At 66.0% G+C, this 20,221-nt stretch carries 24 protein-coding genes; 9 read left to right on the top strand and 15 right to left on the bottom strand.

The genetic code is table 11. The features are described 5' to 3' along the window. Nucleotides 1-682, top strand: a 682-nt coding sequence (locus JDO7802_RS14735) for an exodeoxyribonuclease VII large subunit (RefSeq protein WP_275934863.1), incomplete at its 5' end; no start/stop codon positions are given. Nucleotides 683-771: 89 nt separating this feature from the next. Here the strand turns inward: JDO7802_RS14735 and JDO7802_RS14730 are convergent. The 15 genes from JDO7802_RS14730 to fabD all read right to left on the bottom strand — a co-directional run bounded on the left by JDO7802_RS14730 (nt 772) and on the right by fabD (nt 13,382). After that, entirely contained in the window at nt 772-1,104 is a 333-nt protein-coding gene (locus JDO7802_RS14730) for a hypothetical protein (protein WP_055086705.1), read from the bottom strand. A gap of 268 nt (nt 1,105-1,372) precedes the next feature. Then, entirely contained in the window at nt 1,373-1,990 is a 618-nt protein-coding gene (locus tag JDO7802_RS14725; RefSeq protein ID WP_055087273.1) for a TetR/AcrR family transcriptional regulator, read from the bottom strand. Continuing rightward, nucleotides 1,983-2,855 carry a polyphosphate kinase 2 gene (gene ppk2 / locus JDO7802_RS14720; protein WP_055086704.1) on the bottom strand — a complete coding sequence of 291 codons (873 nt, stop codon included), beginning with the start codon at nt 2,853-2,855 and terminating at the stop codon, nt 1,983-1,985. The genes JDO7802_RS14725 and ppk2 overlap by 8 nt, the downstream gene beginning before the upstream one ends. 46 nt (nt 2,856-2,901) lie before the next feature. Beyond that, nucleotides 2,902-3,708 (bottom strand): hypothetical protein, encoded by an 807-nt coding sequence (locus tag JDO7802_RS14715; RefSeq protein WP_055086703.1) that lies wholly within the window; start codon nt 3,706-3,708, stop codon nt 2,902-2,904. Continuing rightward, nucleotides 3,705-4,676, bottom strand: a complete 972-nt coding sequence (locus JDO7802_RS14710) for an alpha/beta fold hydrolase (RefSeq protein WP_055086702.1) — start codon at nt 4,674-4,676, stop codon at nt 3,705-3,707. Before JDO7802_RS14710 ends, JDO7802_RS14715 begins: the two co-directional genes overlap by 4 nt. Nucleotides 4,677-4,706: 30 nt before the next feature. Next, complete coding sequence (locus tag JDO7802_RS14705; RefSeq protein WP_055086701.1) at nt 4,707-5,657, bottom strand: homoserine O-succinyltransferase; 951 nt, start codon at nt 5,655-5,657, stop codon at nt 4,707-4,709. A 30-nt stretch (nt 5,658-5,687) separates the two neighbouring features. Continuing rightward, nucleotides 5,688-6,542 carry a hypothetical protein gene (locus JDO7802_RS14700; RefSeq protein ID WP_055086700.1) on the bottom strand — a complete coding sequence of 285 codons (855 nt, stop codon included), beginning with the start codon at nt 6,540-6,542 and terminating at the stop codon, nt 5,688-5,690. After that, nucleotides 6,539-7,456 (bottom strand): DMT family transporter, encoded by a 918-nt coding sequence (locus JDO7802_RS14695; protein ID WP_055086699.1) that lies wholly within the window; start codon nt 7,454-7,456, stop codon nt 6,539-6,541. Before JDO7802_RS14695 ends, JDO7802_RS14700 begins: the two co-directional genes overlap by 4 nt. 111 nt (nt 7,457-7,567) lie before the next feature. Then, on the bottom strand, nt 7,568-8,845 hold the full coding sequence (locus JDO7802_RS14690) for a hypothetical protein (RefSeq protein ID WP_055086698.1): 1,278 nt from the start codon (nt 8,843-8,845) through the stop codon (nt 7,568-7,570). A gap of 212 nt (nt 8,846-9,057) precedes the next feature. Then, the gene (locus JDO7802_RS14685) at nt 9,058-9,918 is read right to left on the bottom strand and encodes a DMT family transporter (protein ID WP_306455366.1); all 861 of its coding nucleotides are present in this window, start codon (nt 9,916-9,918) and stop codon (nt 9,058-9,060) included. A gap of 5 nt (nt 9,919-9,923) precedes the next feature. Continuing rightward, complete coding sequence (ccmE, locus tag JDO7802_RS14680; protein WP_055086696.1) at nt 9,924-10,379, bottom strand: cytochrome c maturation protein CcmE; 456 nt, start codon at nt 10,377-10,379, stop codon at nt 9,924-9,926. 1 nt (nt 10,380) lies between these two features. Continuing rightward, nucleotides 10,381-11,190 (bottom strand): glutamate racemase, encoded by an 810-nt coding sequence (locus JDO7802_RS14675; protein WP_055086695.1) that lies wholly within the window; start codon nt 11,188-11,190, stop codon nt 10,381-10,383. A gap of 112 nt (nt 11,191-11,302) precedes the next feature. Continuing rightward, nucleotides 11,303-11,536 carry an acyl carrier protein gene (locus JDO7802_RS14670; protein ID WP_055086694.1) on the bottom strand — a complete coding sequence of 78 codons (234 nt, stop codon included), beginning with the start codon at nt 11,534-11,536 and terminating at the stop codon, nt 11,303-11,305. A gap of 156 nt (nt 11,537-11,692) precedes the next feature. Continuing rightward, nucleotides 11,693-12,430, bottom strand: coding sequence for a 3-oxoacyl-[acyl-carrier-protein] reductase (gene fabG, locus JDO7802_RS14665; protein ID WP_055086693.1), 738 nt, complete (start codon nt 12,428-12,430; stop codon nt 11,693-11,695). 13 nt (nt 12,431-12,443) lie between these two features. Further along, complete coding sequence (gene fabD, locus JDO7802_RS14660; RefSeq protein WP_055086692.1) at nt 12,444-13,382, bottom strand: ACP S-malonyltransferase; 939 nt, start codon at nt 13,380-13,382, stop codon at nt 12,444-12,446. A 143-nt stretch (nt 13,383-13,525) separates the two neighbouring features. On the opposite strand from fabD, the gene JDO7802_RS14655 reads away from it, so the two are divergent. The 8 genes from JDO7802_RS14655 to JDO7802_RS18595 form a co-directional block, all read left to right on the top strand. Then, nucleotides 13,526-14,725: a cytochrome b/b6 domain-containing protein gene (locus JDO7802_RS14655; protein WP_055086691.1), complete on the top strand. Its 1,200-nt coding sequence runs from the start codon at nt 13,526-13,528 to the stop codon at nt 14,723-14,725. Nucleotides 14,726-14,801: 76 nt separating this feature from the next. Then, complete coding sequence (locus JDO7802_RS14650) at nt 14,802-15,413, top strand: holin-associated N-acetylmuramidase (RefSeq protein ID WP_055086690.1); 612 nt, start codon at nt 14,802-14,804, stop codon at nt 15,411-15,413. Continuing rightward, nucleotides 15,404-15,919: a holin family protein gene (locus JDO7802_RS14645; protein ID WP_055086689.1), complete on the top strand. Its 516-nt coding sequence runs from the start codon at nt 15,404-15,406 to the stop codon at nt 15,917-15,919. The genes JDO7802_RS14650 and JDO7802_RS14645 overlap by 10 nt, the downstream gene beginning before the upstream one ends. Before the next feature lie 69 nt (nt 15,920-15,988). Beyond that, the gene (locus JDO7802_RS14640; RefSeq protein ID WP_055086688.1) at nt 15,989-17,959 is read left to right on the top strand and encodes a heme lyase CcmF/NrfE family subunit; all 1,971 of its coding nucleotides are present in this window, start codon (nt 15,989-15,991) and stop codon (nt 17,957-17,959) included. Continuing rightward, nucleotides 17,956-18,411, top strand: a complete 456-nt coding sequence (locus JDO7802_RS14635) for a cytochrome c-type biogenesis protein (RefSeq protein WP_055086687.1) — start codon at nt 17,956-17,958, stop codon at nt 18,409-18,411. Before JDO7802_RS14640 ends, JDO7802_RS14635 begins: the two co-directional genes overlap by 4 nt. A 162-nt stretch (nt 18,412-18,573) precedes the next feature. Continuing rightward, the gene (locus JDO7802_RS14630; RefSeq protein WP_055086686.1) at nt 18,574-19,089 is read left to right on the top strand and encodes a DUF2087 domain-containing protein; all 516 of its coding nucleotides are present in this window, start codon (nt 18,574-18,576) and stop codon (nt 19,087-19,089) included. A gap of 87 nt (nt 19,090-19,176) precedes the next feature. Then, on the top strand, nt 19,177-19,953 hold the full coding sequence (locus tag JDO7802_RS14625; RefSeq protein WP_055086685.1) for an enoyl-CoA hydratase-related protein: 777 nt from the start codon (nt 19,177-19,179) through the stop codon (nt 19,951-19,953). A 124-nt stretch (nt 19,954-20,077) separates the two neighbouring features. Beyond that, nucleotides 20,078-20,221 (top strand): beta-ketoacyl synthase N-terminal-like domain-containing protein (locus JDO7802_RS18595; protein WP_275934869.1); only part of this gene is annotated, 144 nt, incomplete at its 3' end.

Genomic DNA, 20,221 nt, shown 5'->3' with positions numbered 1-20,221 from the left:
GACGCGGGCGGCGCGGGCGCTGGTCACGGGCAAGGGACAGCGGCTGGCCGATCTGTCGCGGGGTTTGCCCCGACCGGATGCGGTTCTGGCGGGGCCACGCCAACGGCTGGATCTGGCGTCCGACCGGCTGCCGGCGGCGTTGCGGGCGCGCACGGCGCAGGCGCGGGTCGCGCTGTCGCGACTGGAAGGTCGCGTGACGCCTGCGGCCCTGTCGACCAGACTGCTGGAACAGCGGCGCCGGCTGGACCAGGCGGCGATGCGGCTGGGGCCGGGGTTGCGCAACCGGCTGGCCACGCGGGACCGCGATCTGGCGCGTGTCGCGGCCCGTCTGCGCCCAGATCCCATCGCGCGTCAGACCCATCGCGGCCGCGACGGCGTCGGGCGTGCGTTCGAACGTCTGCTTAAGGGGGCCGACGATCGCCACCGGGCGGAGCGCGCGCGGGTGGCGGCCCTTGGCCGTATCTTGCAGACCCTGAGTTTCGAGCGGACGTTGGACCGTGGTTTCGTCCTGGTCCGCGACGCGGAGGGTGCGATCCTGGGTCACGACGAGGCGCGGGCCGCGGGTCGGGTGACACTGGAATTCGCGGACCACAAAACGCTGGATGCCGTGACCGAGGGCAGTGCCGCGAAGCCGCGCAAGGGCGGCAAACCCGCACCGCCCGAACAGGGCACACTGCTTTAGGGGCGAACCGCAATCGCCCCCGCCGGGGAGACGGGGGCGATGCTGCGACGCGCCGGGGTGAGAGACGTAGCGCGTCGTAACCCTGATGCCTATTCGTCTTCGGAACTGGCCGCCGCGATGTCGGAGAAGATGTCCGAAGCGACGGGGGCCCGCCCCGAGAAGCTGGTCCCGCCGTTTTGGCCGCGAACGTCATCCTGACTGTCGGCCTGCGCATTAAACAGATCGAACGCCGCGCCCGTGTTGCCCGAGCGGGTCGAGACGGTGACGCCGGTACTGCCGTCGGTCAGGATGCTGCGGCCATCCTGGCTGTCGGCATCCTGGTTGAAATGGGCGATCGCGGCGGCGGGTCCGGTGGCGACTTCGGCATATACGGGCGCGGTCAGCGCGGCGGCGGCGATAAGGCCGGTGACGAAGGTTTTCATGCGGTCAGTCCTTTGATGTGGGCGGGTCCAGCGCGATGCGCAGGCTCCGCTTGGGTGTGATGCCTGGTTCGGTCCGATCCTCCCTGTGAGGTCGAGATAAGAAGCCGCGACCTCGCCTTCAACAAACGGAACTGTCGGGATAGGCGGATGTAAGCGCACCAGCGCACAGAAAGCCGCCCATCACATGGCTAAACAGACATCCCCCTGATCCACGCGGACAGGTGCGGCGTGGAATTTTAAGCTTTAAATCGAGTCGATCTTGGGACGGTCAGGAATCGGGTTCGATCAATCCAAGCCCGCGCAGATATATGCCGATCCCCGCCTCCAGCAGGTCCTCGGGCGGGAAGGGCGCGTTGCCGCCCGGATTGCCCCGCGCGAAAAGCTCGACCACGCCGTGCGACATCGCCCAGATATGTGACGAAAACATCGTGGCGGGCGGGCGTCGATCGGCGGGAATATGCTGGGACAACGCCTCGGCCGCCATTTCGAGGATACCGCGCGACCGGCCCACGGCGCGGCTGAGTTCCGGCGTGGCATGGCGCGACAGGCCGGATTCGAACATCGCCATGTAGTGACCGGGATATTTGCGCGCAAAAGCGAGATAAGCGCGCCCCGTCGCCCCGAAAGCTGCCAACGCCGATGGCTGACCGTTGCGATAGGCATATTCCATCAGGTCGCCGAAGATCGCGTGGCCCTGCAACGCGCATTCGATGATGAGCTGTTCGCGCCCGTCGAAATGACGGTACACGGCCGCCGGCGTCACGCCCGCCGATTTGGCCGCTTCCGACAGGGTGAAGCCCGTGGGCCCCTTTTCGGTGATCAGCGACAGGGCCGCGTCGACCAGCGCCTGTCGCAGATTGCCGTGGTGGTAGCCGCGTTTAGGCACCGGCAAGCCAAAGCTCGGGGCCGCCCGCGATTTTCGGATCGATCTTGAGCGTTTTGTCGTCGCGCCCGTCGTAGTCGATCCGGGACAGGACGCTGCGAATGGCGTTGAGCCGTGCGCGCCGCTTGTCGTCGGAGCGCACGACCGTCCAGGGCGCGTCGTCGGTATGGCTGCGGGCGAACGTCTCCTCGATGGCGTTGGTGTAGTCGTCCCACTTGGACAAACCCTTCACGTCGATCATCGACAATTTCCACTGCTTGAGCGGATCGTCTTCGCGCGATAGGAAGCGGCGCAACTGCTCGGCCTGACCGACGTTCAGCCAGAGCTTGGCGAAGATGATGCCTTCGTCCACCAGCATCTCTTCGAAGGCGGGAAGCTGGTCGAAGAACTTCTCCCGCTCCGCGTCGGTGCAGAAGCCGAAGACGTGTTCGACCACGGCGCGGTTGTACCAGGATCGGTCGAAAAGCGTGATCTGACCGGCGGTCGGCAGGTGCTGCACGTAGCGTTGGAAATACCATTGCCCGGCCTCGTCCTCGGTCGGTTTAGACAGGGCCACGGTCTTGCAGATCCGCGGGTTGAGGTTTTCGCGAAAGCGTTTGATCGTCCCGCCCTTGCCGGCGGCGTCGCGCCCCTCGAACACCACCGCGACGCGCGCACCGGTCGCGGCCACCCAAGATTGGCATTTGACCAGTTCGATCTGCAGGGCGGCCAATTGATCCTCGTAATCGTCGCGGTCCAGACGCTCGTCGTAGGGATAGCCCTCGACGATGATGTCCTTTTTGCCCGACTTCTCGATCGCCTTGCGGACGTCCTTTGGGGCCTCATCCTCGAAGAATTTGGTGATCGCGGCGTCGAAGGGCTTGGGCATGATCGTCTCCTGTCATGTCTGGTTTGCGCAGGCGGGGGCGGGGGCGTCAACGGGCGCGGCGGTCCTTTGCGCCGCAGCCGGGCAGGGGCGCGATGCCGGCGGCACAGATCTGCGCGGTGTCGGGGATGAACATCTCTCCGGGTCCGGCGGCGGTGATCCAGCCCATGATCGTCTGCGTCTCCACCCCCAGTGACGACAGGCTGAGCATCATGCGAACCTGCACCGGATGGATCATCGAGATGGCCTGACCGTCGCGCCAAGCCGCCTGGTGAAACCCCAGCGGCCAATGCGTCACCGGAATGTCGCGGGACGCACCCCCCAGAAAGACAAACCCGCAGGCCGAGAAACAGCCACCGATCAAGGTCGTGTCCAAACCGCGCCGCCGGATCAGGTCGGCGGCGGAGAACGCTTCGTCCAGAAGGCCACCGGGACTGGTCAGCGCGATGCGGGTGATCTGCGGATTGGCGTCCAGCGTGCGGCGCAACCGGCGGACGAAACCGGGCCGGATGATGCCGGTGACGCGCAGGGCGGTTCCGTCGACGCGCAGAAGGGTTGGGCGCATCGGATCAGGCAGGATCGGCCAGTTAGTGCGCCCCGTGGCGCCGGCGCAGGCCCGGTTCCAGATCGTGCGCGCCTCGGAATAGGGCATGGCGTCGACGTCTGACCGGGCCTGCGCCCAGGCGGCGGCGGTGGCAGGGGTCGGTTTGGTCGGCTCTGCTGCGGTGAAATTCGGCGCGGCGATGCCAAGGTCGCGGGCGATCATCAGGCAGGTCAATCGCGCCACCTTGGCGGCCGTCGGGGCAGACAGCGCGGGCGTCGCCAGCAGGACGCACAGAATTACCAGTGCCTTCACGCGGCGCGGTCGGCAGCCCGGTCGATCGCGGCGATGACGGCATCGGGGTCGGCGTGGTGCGGCATGTGGCCGACCCCGATCAGCAGGGTCAGATTGCCGTCGGGCACCATATCGATGAGAACCTTCGCATGGATGTCGGCGGGCACGATGGTGTCGGCGGTGCCATGCACCATCTCGATCGGGAGGGTGAGGGTGGCGTATCGTTTCTCCATCTCGAGGATATGCGGCTTGAGCCCGTTCACCTGACGCGCGTTGGACCGCAGGCTGTCGCGGCGCAGGGTCAGCTGCCCGCCCAGATGTTCGAAATAGCCGTCGGGCATGGGATCGGGCGCGAAGATGTTTTCCGTGATCGCGCGCAGCCGGTCTTCGGACACCGTCGCGGTCAGCAAGGGCACCGCGAAGGCACCGCCGGGTGCGGAGGAATTGACCGCATAGAGCGCGCCCAGACCGCCCGGCCATTCGTTGGACGGCGCGGCGAGAAGGACAAGCGCCCGCGCCGGATGATCCAGCCCCCAGGCCAGCGCGATGGTGCCGCCGAAGCTGTGCCCCAGGACAATTGGAGGTCCTTCGCCGATCTGGGCGTGGGCGCGCGACAGAAGGGCGGCCTGTTCCGCGGGACTTTCGGCATCACTGCTAAAGGCGGACGCGTATTTCGGATCGGTATGACCGGTATAGCCCAGACCCGGCCGGTCGAAGGCGATGCAGCGATAGCGGTCGGACAGGCGGTCCATCATCGCGAAGGTAAATTCGCGCGAATTCCCCGACGCGCCGTGCAGCATCACCAGATCGGGGCCGGTTCCGCGCACGACCGCGTGGACCGGCACGCCGTCCACATCCAGGATTTCGCCTTGGGGCGGGAACGCCGCCTCGAATTCAGCCTCGCGGGCTGCGGCGCGACCCCGAAGGACCGACCCGCCCAGCGCCGTCAGGCCCAGCAGGGGGGCACCGGTCAAAAATGCACGTCGCATCACACGTCGCTCCTGTCGTCTGGTGCCGCGTCAAAGCGGCGTCGGATCGCGTCCCAGAACCTGCTTGCAGCGCCCGATAAGGCCGGCGTCGTAGGGTGTGGTGACGTAAATCCGGTTGATCCAGTTGCCATATAGAAGGTTGGCGTGGCTTCGCCAGAGGTTGACCGGCCGCTGCGCCGGATCGTCACCGGGATAGTAGTTTCCCGGCACGTTGATCGGCGTGCCATTGGCGATATCACGCTGATATTCCGTGGCCAGCGTGTCGCTGTCGTACTCGAAATGGTTGAAGATGTGGATCGCGCGGTGGGCCACATCCTCGATCAGGCAGGGACCGGTTTCGTCGGATCCCAGCAAAACATTCATGCCCGCCGCCTCGACCTCGGCGCGGCGCACTTCGGTCCAGCGGGAAACGGGGATGACGCATTCGTCGGAAAAGCCGCGCAGATAGGGGGAGGAAGGGGCTTCGTTGCGGACTTTGAAGCAACCGAAATGCTTCTGCGCCAGCAGATGTTTGCGCACCTTATGGAAATGCCATACCATCGCCATGCCGCCCCAGCACACGCCGAAGGTTGAATGGACGTTGGTCTGGGTCCAATCCATGATCTCGCACAGCTCCTCCCAATAGGTGACATCCTCGAACGGTAGATGTTCGATCGGGGAGCCTGTGATGATGAAGCCGTCGAACTTCTGATCCTTGATCGCCTGGAAGGGGCGATAGAATTCTTCCATGTGCGCGGGCGAGGTATGGCGCGACTGATGTTCGGACATGCGGATCAGGGTCAGGTCGATTTGCAGCGGCGTCGCACCAATCAGGCGGGCGAACTGCGTTTCGGTCGTGATCTTCATCGGCATCAGGTTCAAAAGCCCGATGCGCAGGGGCCGAATATCCTGCCGAATGGCATCGACGTCGGACATGACCATGACGCCTTCGCTATCGAGGACGTCATAGGCGGGCAGGTCGCGGGGCAAGGTAATGGGCATATCGGGTCCGGTCCGTCTGGAGGGCCTGAATTATGGATTGCGCACGGCGTTGCCAATGCCCGCCGCCACAAGCGCAATCACATCGGCGGCATCGCGGACGGTCGCCACGTCGGCCGCCTGAACCGTGATGCCCCAGTTGCGCGCCATGGCCGCATAGCGCGGGTGCCGCGCGGTGATCGCGTCGCGGTAGGTGGCGGTGGCGAATGCGTCGGGGTCGACATCATCCCCGCCATGCGTCGCCCATTTGGCGTTCAGGAATTCAGGGCGGTAGCACATGGGCTTGGGCGCGCCGGCAAAGCGCGCGACCAGCGTTTCGACGTGATCGGGCGTGCCTTCGATCCAGACGGGCAGGGTGTTGGCGGCCAGTGTCGCCATGACCGGATCGGCGGCATCCTCGGGGTCCACCACCTCGCAGATAGAGCCGCCGGTGTCGCAGACGAAGTTGTCGTAGCCGTAGATGTCGCGCGCGCGTTCGATGAACTGCGGCGTGTCGAGCAGGGCGTTCACCTCCGCACGGTGATGCAACTCCTGCCGGCGGGCGTACTCGCCGAATGGCAGGCCGCCCTTGGACGTGTCGCCGGGCTGACCCAGAAACGCGGACAGGGGGCTGAGGTTTTCGAAGGTGATGTTGGGGCCGATGTAGATACTGTCGGTGCGCAGCAGGCGGGCCAGATACGGCACCTTCATCGCGTGACGCTTCAAATCGTCGTTGATGTATTCGTCCAGGTATCCGGTGCCGATGCGGTAATCGATGGAGTAGTGAAACCACTCCCCCCCGCTGCGCAGGATCTGGCTGACATGCGTCTTGCCCAGCCCCGACATGCCGAAGAGGGAGATGCGCTTTTGCGGGGCGTCGTGCCAGGACTGCGGGCTGTCGTAGATCATGAATCGGGGGTAGCGCGCCGCCGGAACGCGCGCAACACGCGCCCGTCCAGGATGGCGAGGCCAAGCGCCAGAAGGGCGAAGCCCAGATAGACATTGGGTGAAAGCACCTCGTCCCGGACCCAGGCCCCCAGCAGGATCGCGACGGGGGCCACCAGCAGCGTGCACAGCATGGTGTTCCCGCTGCCCGCCATTCCGAGAACGCGGAAGTAGAGCAGGTAGGCGACGGAAGTGGCGATCACGGCATAATAGGCGATGGCAAGGATCGTGTCGGGCTGTCGCGGCAAAACCGGCCCATCGATCAGCAGGGCCGCCGGGATCATCACGAGCGACGATCCGGTAAGCATGCCGGCCGCCGAAACCTGCGGGGCGAGGCCCGGCAGGTTGACCCGCGCCCAGACGCCCGCAAGTGCATAGCTGATGGTGCCGCCGACGACGGCCAGTTGGGCCAGGGAGCGTAGGTCGAGGTCGGTCAGGTTTTCGAGGCCGATGGCGGTCGCCACCCCGAAGAAGCCCAGGGCCACGCCGACACCACGCCGCAAAGTCAGCCGCTCATCCGCCAGCAGCAGCGCCGCCACCAAAACGCCGAAGACGGCGGTGCCCGCATTCAGAATCGACGTCAGCCCGGTTTCGATATGCAGCTGACCCCAGGCCATCAGGCTGAATGGGACAACGTTGTTGAGCAGACCCATGACCAGAAGCGCGCGCCAGATCCGCGGATCGCGTGGCACGGCCAGCCCACGCAGCGCGACCCAGGCCCAAAGGACCAAGGCGGCGATGCCCACGCGGTAGGCGACGGACGTTACGAAGGGAATTTCGTCCAGTGCGGTGCGGATGGCCAGAAAGCTGCCGCCCCAGATCAGGGACAGCACGGCAAGCTCTGCCCAGGCGCGGTTGGGGATGTCGCGGGTGCTCATGACCGGATGGCTACGCGCCGTTTCGGGGCTGCGCCACCCGGAACCTGCGCCAAACGCAAAACGCCCCACCAGTGAGGGCGGGGCGTCGGTGGTGTGCGGTGCGGGATGGGATCAGAAGCTGTAGCCGATCTTGAGGCCGACGGCGACGACGTCATTGTCCGTGAAGGAGGCGCGCGCGACGTCGGGTGTTCCCGTCTCCGGATCGGCATCACGCAGGCGGGTGTAGCGCACGCCGCCCGACAGCTTCACGGCATCGGTGACCTGATACGAGGCACCCAGCGCGATCGAGGTCGACCCGTTGGTCGGTGCCAGCGGCGAAACGAGACTGTCGTCCCCGGAGGACGACCAGCCCAGCGCAACCGAACCGGCCAGACGATCGGTCAGCTGACGGCCGACGCCGATTTCGACGTCGATCGAATTTTCGACCGACGTGAGGCTGTCCCCGTCGGTGGGCGCGTTGACCAGACCGCCCCCGGGTCCGGTGACGAGTTCCCCTGAGTTCACGGCAAGGTCGAAGAATGCCGGCGACACGATGAGATCTTCGTACTTGGCGTACCGGATGGAGCCGAAGACGAGGGTCTTGGGGGCCACACCGCTCTGGAAGTCGAGGTTCAAGCTTTCGGGCGCGCGAACGTCCGTGGTGCTGGTCCCGGCGGTCACGGCCTGACCGGACAAAGTCTCGGTCGTGCGCAGCTCGTGGTCGATCTTGGAGTTGTAGGTCAGAGCGACGCGCAGGGCGATCTCCGGGCGTTCGTAGGCGACACCGACAACGTAGCCGAACGCACCGTCAGCCTCGAATTCCCCGCGATAGCCGTTCAGGCCACCGTAGGCGAGACCGCCAAGAGACACGTCCGCTTCAATCTCCTGGTAGCGCAGGCCGCCGTGGGCGCTGAAGCCGTTGCCGAATTCGTAGCGGCCCAACGCGGTGACCGCAAAGCTGTCCACGATGGCGCGAGTGCCGCCAAGCGCGCTGCCCTCGACCGGAATGGCCGACAATGGGTTAGCTGTCGGCAAGGCAGACGCGACGAGATCGCCGGTGCGGGCGTAGGAGACATCGGATCCGTAAGGCTCATCAAGAATCAGCGCGAAGGAAACGCGCTCATTGATCTGCTGCTTCACGGCCAGACTGCCGGTGGCGAAGCTGTCGGCGACGTTGCCGGTGCCGTTCCCGAAGTTCGGGTTTCCGCCGGGCGTGCCAGCGCCGGTCAGATAACCGGGCATTTCGTCGACGCCGCTGACCGACGGATTGACGAAGCCGAGCGAAAGCTCTGCAAGTGTGCCTTCCTCGAACAGGATGTCGATGCCCTGGCCCGAGCGGTCGAGCCCCCCGGCGGTGGCGGTGGCGGCTCCGGCAATCGTCGCGACGACGGCGAGCGTGAAACGGTTCATGTGTCTGTCCTCTTCCCTTGAACGACCCCCGCGTTGGGGGGCACGATACGGCGCGTGACCAAACCTCCTCCGGTCCGCGCCTTATTTCTGAGCACAGCGTTTATGCCTTGCCGGGGTTTCGGCAAATCAAACCCTACGTCACGGCCCCGTCAGGGTTCCGAGGGTCAAAAACTATGGCGTTCGCGCAACATCTTTCCGCCCGCGTCCACATTTCAGGCGGATCGGGCCAGCCGCAGATTCGCCCAAGCGGCCGCGAAAACCACCGCGCCGCCCAGCAGAACCATCGGATCGAGCGCTTCGGCGAAGAACAGAGCGCCAATCACCGCGATCAGCGGCAGGCGGGCGAAATCGATGGGAATGATCGTGGACGCGGGGGCAAGCCGCAGCGCGTTCGTCAGGCACCAATGCGCGCAGAGCCCAGCCAGACCGATCACCACGACCCAAGGCAAGTTCGCGGGCGTCGGCAGCGCGATGTCGCCGTCGTAACCGGCCGTGACCAGACCGAATAGAAGCTGCAGCGTGGTCAGCCAGAAAAGGATGCCGGTCACCGTTTCGTCCCGCGTCAGGCGGCGGGTCAGCAGGTTGGTCAGCGCAAAGAACACCGCCGCCAATCCAGCGTAGAGCAATCCGGGCGACACCGTGCCCGAAAACGGCTGCGCCACCAGCAGAACCCCGGCAAATCCGATAACGGCGATGCCGTATTGCACGCGCCGCACCGCTTCGCCCGCGATCAGCGGGGCCAGCAACAGCACCCAGAGCGGCGACGTGAATTCCATCGCGAAGACCTGCGCTAAAGGAGCCAGCGTAATAGCGTAGAACCACAGGTTCTGGCCGGTGAAATGCGTCACATTGCGGATCACCTGCATCGGCAGGTTGCGGGTGGTGATGCTGCGGAAGGCGCCGGTGGCGAAGGCCAGCGTCAGCACGACCACCACCCCGACGCAGGACCGAAACAGCATAATCTCGAACGTGTCGAGGGAGGTGCTGACCATGCGGCCCGCGACGGCCATGGACGTGAAGGAGAGCACACTGCCCACCATCCAGCCGGCCGCCCGCAATGTGTCGGAATTCACCCGCGTCAGCTTTCGGGCGTCGCGTCCGGATCGACGTAGGTGCCCTGTTCCTTCAGGGCGTCGATCACTTCCTTTGGCATGTAGGTTTCGTCGTGACGGGCCAGGATTTCGGTGGCCTGGAAGGCGGTGCCGTCGAAGCGGCCGGTGCCGACCATGCCCTCCCCCTCGCCGAAGAGGTCGGGCAGAACGCCGGTATACGCCACGGGGATCGACGCGCCGCCGTCGGTCACGTTGAAGGTTATAGTAGTGCCCGATCCGCGCACCAGCGTTCCTTCCTCGACCAGGCCGCCGATGCGGAACGTCTCGTTGGCGGGCGGCGGGTTCGCGGCGACTTCGCTGGGCGCGCGGAAGAAATTGAAGCTGTCCTGGGATGCGTAGATCATCAACGCCGTCGATCCGGCCAGCGCAACAGCGGCCAGGGCCAGGATCTGGATGCGGCGGGTTTTCTTGAGCGATCTCATGTCAGGCAGCCTCGAACGTGCAGGGACGGCGCAGAAATTGCGTCGCGCGGGCCGAGACGAGGTCGGGGTCGCCTGTCGTCAGCATCCGGGTCTGACCGCCGCGCGCCATCTCGGGCCTGCGGGAAAGATAGTCGTTCAGGCTGGCCGCGACAACATCCGCCTGACTGAAGACCTTCACATCCGCGCCCAGCGCGCGTTGAAACGCGTCCTGCACCAGCGGGTAATGGGTGCATCCCAGGATCGCCGCCTGCGGGTGCGGCATCTTGCGGCGCAGGGCGTCGACGTGGCTGCGCACCATCGCCTCGGCCAGGATCATGTCGCCGTCCTCGATCGCGTCGACGACGCCCGCGCAGGCCTGCGCCTCCACGTCGACGCCGATGGCGCGGAAAGCCAGTTCGCGCTGAAACGCGCGGCTGGCGACGGTGGCGGGGGTCGCGAACAGGGCGACCTGTTTGACGTCAACTTCGCGCGGTGGAGTGTTGTCGCCCCAGTCGCGTTCGGTCAACGCCTCGATTAAGGGCACGAAGACGCCCAGCACGCGCTTGCCGTCGGGCACGCCCGCTTCCTGCATCCGGCGCAGGGCCGCGGCGGAGGCGGTGTTGCAGGCCAGCACGACAAGATCGCTGCCCTTGTCCCACATATCGTGAACGGCGCGGCGGGTCAGATCGTGGATATCGTCGGGCGTGCGCACGCCATAGGGGGCGTTCGCGTTGTCGCCATAGTAAGTGACGGCCAGGTCCGGCTGCGCCCGCGTGACCGCGTCCCAGATGGTCAGGCCGCCCAGGCCGCTGTCGAAGATGCCGACGCTCATGTCTCGTGCCTCATGTTTCGGCGCACCGTACCACCCTGGCGGGGACGCAAAAAGGCGCCCCGTGGGGCGCCCTTGGTTCCGCAATCCGCAGCCGCCGGAGCGACGCGCGCAATCAGGAGTTGGCTTTGATGAAGGTGACGGCGTCGCCGAATGTCTGGATCGACTCGGCGGCATCGTCGGGGATCTCGATCCCGAACTCTTCCTCGAACGCCATGACAAGCTCGACGGTGTCGAGCGAGTCGGCCCCGAGATCGTCGATGAACGACGCGTTCTCGGTTACCTTGTCTTCCTCGACGCCCAAGTGCTCGACGACTTTCTTGCGGACGCGGTCCTCGATGTCGCTCATGTCTCTACCTCATCTCAAAGCCCCGAAGGGCGTCTGTGCATGTCCGTGACCCCATGCCGGGTTGCCCGAAACGCCGGGCACCGGGGTCGCCCCCGAAGTGGTGCGCCGCCTATATCATGGGGCGCATGGATGGCAAATCGTTTGTCCGGCACACGCCTAGAGCATCGCCATGCCGCCGTTCACGTGGATCGTGGCCCCGGTGACATATGCAGCCTCTTCACTTGCCAGATAGGCACAGGCGGCGGCGATTTCACCCGGCGTGCCCATGCGACCGGCGGGAATCTGATCGTCGATCTTGGATTTCTGATCGTCGGTCAACTTGTCAGTCATCGGCGTGGCGATGAAACCCGGGGCGACCGTATTCACCGTGATATTGCGGCTGGCCACTTCGTAGGCGAGCGATTTGCCCATGCCGACCATGCCCGCCTTGGACGCCGCGTAATTGCCTTGGCCGGGATTGCCCGTGGCCCCGACGATGGAGCTGATGTTGACGATGCGACCCCAACGGGCCTTCATCATTCCGCGCAGCACGCCCTTGGACAACCGAAAGGCGGAGGTCAGATTGACGTTGATGACGTCGGCCCATTCGTCTTCGGACATGCGCATGAACAGGTTATCGCGCGTGATGCCGGCATTGTTGATCAGGATGTCGACGCTGCCCATCGCTTCAACCGCTTGTTTGGGAAGGGCATTCACGGCATCGGCGTCCGACAGGTTGCACGGCAGGACGTGGGCGCGGTCGCCCAGGTCGGCGGCGAGGGCGGTCAGCGGATCTTCGCGCGTGCCCGACAGACCGACGACGGCCCCCTGACTGTGCAACACGCGGGCGATTTCGGCCCCGATGCCGCCGGACGCCCCGGTGACGAGAGCGCATTTTCCTGTCAGATCAAACATCTGCGAGCCTTTCTTAAAGTGCTTCTTTCGCCGCGGTGACATCGGCAGAGGTGCCGATGTTGCGTGTGGCGATGGATTTATCGATCCGCCGGATCATGCCCGACAGCGCCTTGCCCGCGCCGATTTCCCAGATTTCGGTGACGCCGTGATCGGCCATGGCGGCGACGCTTTCGCGCCAGCGGACCGAGCCCGTGACCTGGTCGACCAACAAGGAGCGGATGAGGTGGGTGTCCGTGACGGGCTGTGCGGTGACGTTGGCGATGAGCGGTACTGTGGGCCGTTCGATTTCCACATCATCCAGCGCCTCGGCCATCGCGCGGGCCGCAGGCTCCATCAGGGCGCAGTGGAAGGGGGCGGACACGGGCAGGAGCATGGCGCGCTTGGCCCCGCGCTCCTTGGCGATGTCGAGGGCGCGCTCGACCGCTTCGCGGTGGCCGGAGACCACCACCTGCGACGGGTCGTTGTCATTGGCCGCGGTGCAGACCTGGCCCTGCGCGGCCTCCTCGGCGACGGCTTTGGCGTCCTCGAACCCCAGACCCAGCAGGGCGGCCATCGCGCCGACGCCGACGGGGACTGCGCTTTGCATTGCCTCACCGCGGATCCGCAACAGGCGGGCCGCGTCGGGCAGGGTGATGGAGCCGGCGGCGACCAGCGCGGAATATTCGCCAAGGGAATGTCCGGCGACAAAGTCCGCGTGATCGGCGACGGTGATGCCCTCGGCCTGCAACGCGCGCAGGGCGGCGATGGATGTGGCCATCAGCGCGGGCTGCGCATTTCGGGTCAGCGTCAGTTGATCGGCGTCGCCAGACCAGATCAGGCCCGACAGATCGTCGCCCAGCGCGTCGTCAACTTCCTGAAAGACGGCGCGGGCGGCGGGATAGGCGTCGGCCAGATCGCGGCCCATGCCGATGGTCTGCGCGCCCTGTCCCGGAAAGACGAATGCTCTGCTCATGGTGTTCCCCCTCGTTTCAGCCGGGTCTACCGATGACGCGTGGCGCTGTGAAGCCTGCACCGGGTCTGTGCGCATTTGAATGATGGCCGGCCCGGGCATCGGTGTTAGATCTGGCCCAAGTCCCGAACAGACGGAGCCGACACATGTCCCGCCGCACGCAAGCGACCAACACGACATCCACCTATGGCTGGGTGGAGCGGGCGTTCCACTGGTCGATCGCCGTCCTGATCGTCACGGCGGCGGTGCTGGGAAATCTGGCGTATGACGCGGGTTTCGACACCGATGCGGAACTGGCGCGGAAGGCCTGGCTGTTTTCCTTCCACAAGACCGTGGGTGTGACGATTTTCTTCATCGCGGTCGCCCGCATCCTCTGGGCCGTGACGCAGCCGCGCCCACGCCCACTGCATGGCGGGGCCGAGGCGATGCTGGCGGCGGCGGTGCATTGGCTGCTGTATGGATCACTGGTGATCGTGCCCTTGCTGGGCTGGACGCATCACGCGACGGCAGAAGGATTCGCGCCGATCTGGTGGCCGTTTGGGCAGGGATTGCCGGGTCTGGGCAAGGATGCGGAATTGTCGCGGACGCTGGGCGTTCTGCATACTACCTTCGTCAAGGTCCTGATTGCATCCGTCGTTCTGCACGTCGTCGGCACGATCAAGCATGTGGTCGTCGACAAGGACAAAACGTTCGCCCGCATGTGGCGCGGGGCCGATCCCGGCCCGCTGGCGGCGGCGCGTGCGCATGCCGTGCCGTTGATCGCTGCGGTGGGTGTCTGGGCGGCAACGCTTGTCGTGGGGCTCGCCCTGGTCCCCGCGCAGACGGCCGTGGCATCGGGCACGGCGCAGGTCGAGGCGGAGTCGAACTGGACCGTGCAGGAGGGGACGCTGTCAATCACGGTCACGCAGTTGGGCAGCCCGGTCACGGGCAGTTTCACGGACTGGCAGGCGGCCATCGATTTCGACGAGGACGCACGGGCGGACGGCACCCATGGGACGGTCGAAGTGTCGGTCGCCACCGGGTCGCTGACGCTGGGGTCGGTCACGACGCAGGCGACCGGAGCCGAGTTTCTGTCCGCGGGAGAGTTTCCGACGGCGACATATACGGCGGACATCCGGTCGGAGGGTGCGGGCTATGTCGCGGACGGCACGCTGGCCCTGCGCGGGGTCGAGGTGCCGCTGACCTTGCCGTTCACGCTGGAAATCGTGGATGACACGGCGACCATGACCGGCCAGACCGCGCTGGATCGGCGCGATTTCGGGATGGGGGAAACCTATCCGGACGAATCGAGCGTGGGCTTTGCCGTCACGCTGGATGTCGCGCTGACAGCAGTGCGCGCGCAGTGACCCGTTCGGCAGGGATTCGTTAACCGCTCGGCCAGACCTTCCGACGCTCACGCAACTGAGCACGGGAGGTCGGGCCATGTTATCGGTTCGTGCCATCGCAGAAGAAATCGTCACCCGCGAGGGTGGCTATGTCGACGACCCGGACGATCCGGGCGGGGCGACCAACCACGGCGTCACCATCCATACGATGCGGGGGCTGGGCCTGGATCTGGACGCGGACGGCGACGTGGATGCGCGCGATGTGCGCGCCCTGACCCGCGACCGGGCGATCGACATCTTCGTCGACCATTATTTCCACCGTGTCCGCATCGACATGTTGCCGGATGTCCTGCAGGCGTCGGTCTTCGACATGCAGGTGAATTCGGGGGCGAATGCCGTGAAGATCCTGCAACGGCTGCTGCGCCGCATGGGACAGAACGTGGCCGTCGACGGGCGGATCGGGCCCAAGACGGCAGCCGCCGCCCGCGCCGCGCACGAGGAGGCACCGAACCATATCGCCGACGCCTACGGCATCGCGCGGCGCAACTGGTATTATGCGCTGGCTGACCGGCGTCCGTCGTCGCGCAAATACGCGCGCCGCCGGGATGGCGGCAAAGGTGGCTGGATCGTGCGGGCCGAGGATTTCATCGCCGCCAAATTCCATCTGTCGGAGGCCGAGCATCGCGCGCGGACCGCGAAATGGGCATGATTGGCGGGCTGGTCGCGGGCACCGGCGCGGTCGAGACGTTGGGCCGTGCGGCACGGGGCATCGCAGAGGTGTTTCATCCCAATGCGACCCAGGCGAACCGCCTGGGCCATGAGGCGCAGAAGGCGGCGCTGGACCAGTTGGGGGCGGAATTCCAACTGGAGCGCCGCGGTCTGTTCGATCGGTTCGTCGACGGGTTGAATCGCCTGCCGCGCCCGATGCTGGCGCTGGGGACGCTGGCGCTGTTCGTGTTCGCGATGGCCGATCCGTTGGCTTTTGCCGCGCGGATGGAGGGGCTGGCCTATGTGCCCGACCCGCTGTGGTGGTTGCTGGGCGCGATCGTTGGCTTTTATTTCGGCGCGCGGGAGCTGCATTATCTGCGACGGCCCGAGCCGGTCCCGATCCCGGTTCGGCCCGCGCCGGTCCATTCCGCCTGGCATGCCGACGATTTTGACGACGACGCAGAGGTCAATCCGGCGCTGCGCGCGTGGGAGGCCGACCGCGACTGACTACCATGTGAGCGCGACCCCGCGCCGCGCCCCATTGGCGTGGGGGCGCGGGTGTCGTAGGTCAGGGGCATGATCGTAGAACTTGGACATTTCGCCCTGATCGTCGCCTTCGCGGTGGCCATCGTTCAGACATTGGTTCCCCTGATCGGGGCCTGGAAGGGATGGAGCGGCTGGATGGCCGTGGCATCCCCGGCCGCGACCGCGCAGGTGGCGCTGGTCGCGTTCAGCTTTGCGGCGCTGACCTATGCCTTCGTGACCTCGGACTTCTCGCTCCAACTGGTGGTGCTGAACTCGCACACCGACAAGCCGATGCTCTACAAGGTGTCGGGCGTTTGGGGAAATCACGAGGGGTCGCTGCTGCTCTGGGTGCTGATCCTGGCGCTGTTCGGGGCGGCCGCCGCGTGGTTCGGTGGGCAATTGCCCGCGACGCTGAAGGCGCGCGTGCTGGCGGTGCAGGCCAGTGTTGGCGTGGCGTTCTATGCATTCATTCTTTTCACTTCGAACCCGTTCACCCGGCTGGAAGTGCCGCCGTTCAACGGTGAGGATCTGAACCCGCTGTTGCAGGACCCCGGCTTGGCGTTCCATCCCCCGTTCCTATACCTCGGCTATGTCGGCCTGAGCATGGCGTTCAGCTTTGCGGTGGCCGCGTTGCTGGAAGGCAAGGTCGATGCCGCGTGGGGCCGCTGGGTGCGACCCTGGACACTGGCGGCGTGGCTTTTTCTGACGGTGGGCATCGCGCTGGGCTCCTGGTGGGCCTATTACGAGCTGGGCTGGGGCGGGTTCTGGTTTTGGGATCCGGTGGAGAACGCGTCGTTCATGCCGTGGCTGATCGCCGCTGCGCTGCTGCATTCCGCCATCGTGGTCGAGAAGCGGGAGGCGTTGAAGGCCTGGACGATCCTGCTTGCGATCCTGGCCTTCGGGTTCAGCCTGATCGGGACGTTCATCGTGCGTTCGGGCGTTCTGACCAGCGTTCACGCCTTCGCCAACGACCCCGAACGGGGCGTCTTCATCCTGATGATCCTGGGCTTCTTCACCGGGGGCGCGCTGCTGCTGTATGCCGTCCGTGCGCCGGTGATGCAGGCCAAGGGCGTCTTTGGCGTCGTCAGCCGGGAATCGGCGTTGGTGGCGAACAACCTTTTGTTGGCGGTCAGTTGCTTCGTGGTTTTCATCGGCACGATCTGGCCGCTGGTGGCCGAATTGGCGTTTGATCGGACGCTGTCGGTCGGACCGCCGTTTTTCGATGCGGCCTTTACGCCCTTCGTCATCGCGCTTGCCGCGATCCTGCCGCTAGGGTCGATCCTGCCGTGGAAACGCGGTCGGGCCGCCGCGCTGCGCAACCTGATCCCGGTCGCCATATTGGCGCTGGCGGTCACGGGCCTGGTGTGGGCGATGCAGACCGGCAATTCGCTGGGCGGCCCCCTGGGGGCGGGGCTGGGTGTCTGGTTGGTGGCCGGGGCACTGGTCGATCTGGCGACGCGCACGGGGCGCGGCCGCTGGTCGGAGCGTTTGGGCCGGGTCACCCGCCTGCCGGGGGCCGATTGGGGCAAGGCGTTGGCCCACGGGGGCCTTGGCATCACCATCTTCGGCGTTGCCGCGCTGACCGCCTGGCAACAGGAGGAGATTGCGGTTCTGGATATTGGCGACACGCTGACGCTGGGGCGCTACGAAGTCGTGCTCAACGATGTGACGCGGGTGCAGGGGCCGAACTACTTTGCCACCCGTGCCGATCTTACGGCGTATGAGGACGGGTCCGAATTGGGACATCTGTTCCCTGAAAAGCGCATCTATCCCGTCGCGCAGATGCCCACCACCGAAGCCGGGATCGACAGCGGCATCACCCGCGACGTCTATGCCGTGATCGGCGATGCGCAGACCGGCGGCGGCTGGGCGGTGCGCGTCTATATCAAGCCCTTTGCCAACTGGATTTGGGGAGGCGCGATCATCATGGCGCTGGGCGGCGTGGTATCGCTGACCGATCGGCGGTACCGCGTCGCGGCCGGCGCGCGCAGACAGCGGCTGGACGGGGTGCCGGCGGAATGAGGGCCGCGCTGTTCGCGGCGTTCGTGATGCTGGCGTCCCCCGCGCTGGCGGTGGAGCCGGGCGAGATCCTGGCCGATCCGGTGCTGGAGGAGCGGGCGCGCGACCTGTCCAAAGGTCTGCGCTGTCTGGTGTGTCGCAACGAATCCATAGACGAGAGCAGTGCCGAGCTGGCCAGGGAGCTGCGCGTGCTGGTGCGCGAGCGGTTGGTCGCGGGCGACACGGACGCGCAGGTGATCGATTTCCTGGTCGCGCGTTACGGCGAATATGTCCTGCTGAACCCGACGACCGGGGGGTCGAACATGATCCTGTGGATCGCGCCGCTGGTCCTTCTGCTGCTGGGGGGAACGGTGGCAGTCGTCGCGATCACGCGGCAGCGCGCGCCCGGCGAGACGTTGAATGCGGCCGAGGAGGCGCAGTTGAAGGCCCTGATGGACGATGAGTCCAAGGGCTGATATTCGGGTCCCACGGTCCGCAGTTCACCGAGGCGTCGCCGGGCATCTGCCCATGCTGAACCTGCAAGATTTCAACGATCCATGATGATCCGATCCGTCGTCCGACGGGCAAAGGCGACCCCCCTGACCCCAACGGGGCGTGGCGACGGCAGGAGAATTATCATGCCGAGGGACGCAATCCCCCTGATGATCGAGGATGTCAGCTTGTTCGCGCGCGGCCTGCGCAGTCAGCTGACCGACGAGGCATCATCCTCCCACCAGACGATGCTCAACACCGTGGCGCGTGCCGCGGGTTATCGCAATTTTCAGCACCTGAAGGCCGCCCACGGCTGGTCGGAAGACGTGGCCGAGGCGCCCCCCGACCTGGCGCGCGTGCGCAAGGCCGCCGCGCGGTTCGACGCGCAGGGACGGTTCACGGGTTGGCCGGTCAAACGATCCCTGCGGCTGCTGTGCCTGTGGCCGATCTGGGCGCGGCTGGACCCCGGCGGCGTGCGCAACGAGCAGGCGATCTCCTCCGAGATCCACGAGCTGTGCACCTTTCGGGATGCCGCCGGCATCCGCCGGGAAATGGTGGGCGAGGGAATGTTGACGCGAACGCGCGACGGAAGCGAATACCGCCGCGTGAACCGCAAACCGGACGCGACGCAGCGCGCGTTGATTAGGATGGTGGTGCCCTAAGCATCGGGCGGATCCGTGCCGTCAGGTAGGTCTTTCCCCGCTGCGTTGCCCGCCCTAGGGTCGCGGCAACACCCGGGGAGAGACGCCATGGATTATGAAACCATCCGCCTGAACACGCGCGACGACGTGGCCGTGCTGACGTTGCAGCGGCCCGACGTGATGAATGCCCTGTCCACGCAGATGCGCGCCGAGATCCTGCATGCGGTGAAGGACGCCGAAAAGACAGCGCGGGTTTTGGTGATGACGGGCAAGGGCAAGGCGTTTTGTTCGGGTCAGGACCTGGGCGACCGGGCGAACGTCAACAACCTGAACCTGGAGCGGACGCTGCGCGACGAATATGAGCCGATGCTGAAAGCCATCTTCGATTGCGCCATCCCGACCATTGCCGCCGTCAACGGACCGGCGGCGGGGGCGGGGGCGAATCTTGCGCTGGCCTGCGACGTGGTGATCGCCACGCGGTCGGCGGTTTTCTTGCAGGCCTTCACGCGGATCGGCCTGATCCCGGATGCGGGGGGCACCTATTGGCTGCCGCGTCAGATGGGGATGGCCAAGGCGATGGGCGCGGCCCTGTTCGCCGAGCCGGTGTCGGCCACGCAGGCCAGCGAATGGGGCATGATCTGGGAAGCCGTCGACGACGCGCGGTTTGCCGACGTCTGGCAGGAACGGGCCGCCCACCTGGCGCGTGGTCCGTCGCTGGCGTACCGGAACGTGAAACGGGCGATGCGCGGGTCATTCGACAACACGCTGGATGCGCAGCTTGCACTGGAGGCGAAATTGCAGGGCGAAGCCGGACATTCACGCGATTTCAAGGAAGGCGTGATGGCGTTCCTGGAGAAGCGACCCGCGAAGTTCGAGGGACGCTGAGCCGCAGCGACCAGCCACCTGCGCGCAGGACTACCGCGAAACGATGAAGCCGCACCGTGCCTTGAGGGGCGCGGTCCCGGCGTGTATCGGTGCAGAAAACCGGGTGGAGGTAAGCGGAATGCAGATGCGCCGAGCTGTCGTGACGGGACTGGGAATGGTGACGCCGCTGGCCTGCGGGGTCGAAGCGACATGGTCGCGGCTTCTGGATGGGCAATCGGGGGCCGGGCCCATCAGGCGGTTCGACGCGGGGCATCTGGCGACGACCTAT

Source organism: Jannaschia donghaensis (assembly GCF_001403795.1).
GTDB classification, from domain to species: Bacteria; Pseudomonadota; Alphaproteobacteria; order Rhodobacterales; family Rhodobacteraceae; genus Jannaschia; species Jannaschia donghaensis.
This window is presented reverse-complemented; position numbering and strand designations above follow the sequence as displayed.

Excerpts from the sequence above, each read along its gene's own strand:
- JDO7802_RS14710 (WP_055086702.1), bottom strand. The coding sequence starts at position 4,676 with ATGCGACGTGCATTTTTGACCGGTGCCCCCCTGCTGGGCCTGACGGCG.
- JDO7802_RS14650 (WP_055086690.1), top strand. The coding sequence starts at position 14,802 with ATGTTATCGGTTCGTGCCATCGCAGAAGAAATCGTCACCCGCGAGGGT.
- ppk2 (WP_055086704.1), bottom strand. The coding sequence starts at position 2,855 with ATGCCCAAGCCCTTCGACGCCGCGATCACCAAATTCTTCGAGGATGAG.
- JDO7802_RS14670 (WP_055086694.1), bottom strand. The coding sequence starts at position 11,536 with ATGAGCGACATCGAGGACCGCGTCCGCAAGAAAGTCGTCGAGCACTTG.
- JDO7802_RS14675 (WP_055086695.1), bottom strand. The coding sequence starts at position 11,190 with ATGAGCGTCGGCATCTTCGACAGCGGCCTGGGCGGCCTGACCATCTGG.
- JDO7802_RS14640 (WP_055086688.1), top strand. The coding sequence starts at position 15,989 with ATGATCGTAGAACTTGGACATTTCGCCCTGATCGTCGCCTTCGCGGTG.
- JDO7802_RS14645 (WP_055086689.1), top strand. The coding sequence starts at position 15,404 with ATGGGCATGATTGGCGGGCTGGTCGCGGGCACCGGCGCGGTCGAGACG.
- JDO7802_RS14630 (WP_055086686.1), top strand. The coding sequence starts at position 18,574 with ATGCCGAGGGACGCAATCCCCCTGATGATCGAGGATGTCAGCTTGTTC.
- JDO7802_RS14635 (WP_055086687.1), top strand. The coding sequence starts at position 17,956 with ATGAGGGCCGCGCTGTTCGCGGCGTTCGTGATGCTGGCGTCCCCCGCG.
- JDO7802_RS14700 (WP_055086700.1), bottom strand. The coding sequence starts at position 6,542 with ATGATCTACGACAGCCCGCAGTCCTGGCACGACGCCCCGCAAAAGCGC.
- JDO7802_RS14730 (WP_055086705.1), bottom strand. The coding sequence starts at position 1,104 with ATGAAAACCTTCGTCACCGGCCTTATCGCCGCCGCCGCGCTGACCGCG.
- JDO7802_RS14655 (WP_055086691.1), top strand. The coding sequence starts at position 13,526 with ATGTCCCGCCGCACGCAAGCGACCAACACGACATCCACCTATGGCTGG.
- ccmE (WP_055086696.1), bottom strand. The coding sequence starts at position 10,379 with ATGAGATCGCTCAAGAAAACCCGCCGCATCCAGATCCTGGCCCTGGCC.
- JDO7802_RS14705 (WP_055086701.1), bottom strand. The coding sequence starts at position 5,657 with ATGCCCATTACCTTGCCCCGCGACCTGCCCGCCTATGACGTCCTCGAT.
- fabD (WP_055086692.1), bottom strand. The coding sequence starts at position 13,382 with ATGAGCAGAGCATTCGTCTTTCCGGGACAGGGCGCGCAGACCATCGGC.
- JDO7802_RS14695 (WP_055086699.1), bottom strand. The coding sequence starts at position 7,456 with ATGAGCACCCGCGACATCCCCAACCGCGCCTGGGCAGAGCTTGCCGTG.
- JDO7802_RS14690 (WP_055086698.1), bottom strand. The coding sequence starts at position 8,845 with ATGAACCGTTTCACGCTCGCCGTCGTCGCGACGATTGCCGGAGCCGCC.
- fabG (WP_055086693.1), bottom strand. The coding sequence starts at position 12,430 with ATGTTTGATCTGACAGGAAAATGCGCTCTCGTCACCGGGGCGTCCGGC.
- JDO7802_RS14625 (WP_055086685.1), top strand. The coding sequence starts at position 19,177 with ATGGATTATGAAACCATCCGCCTGAACACGCGCGACGACGTGGCCGTG.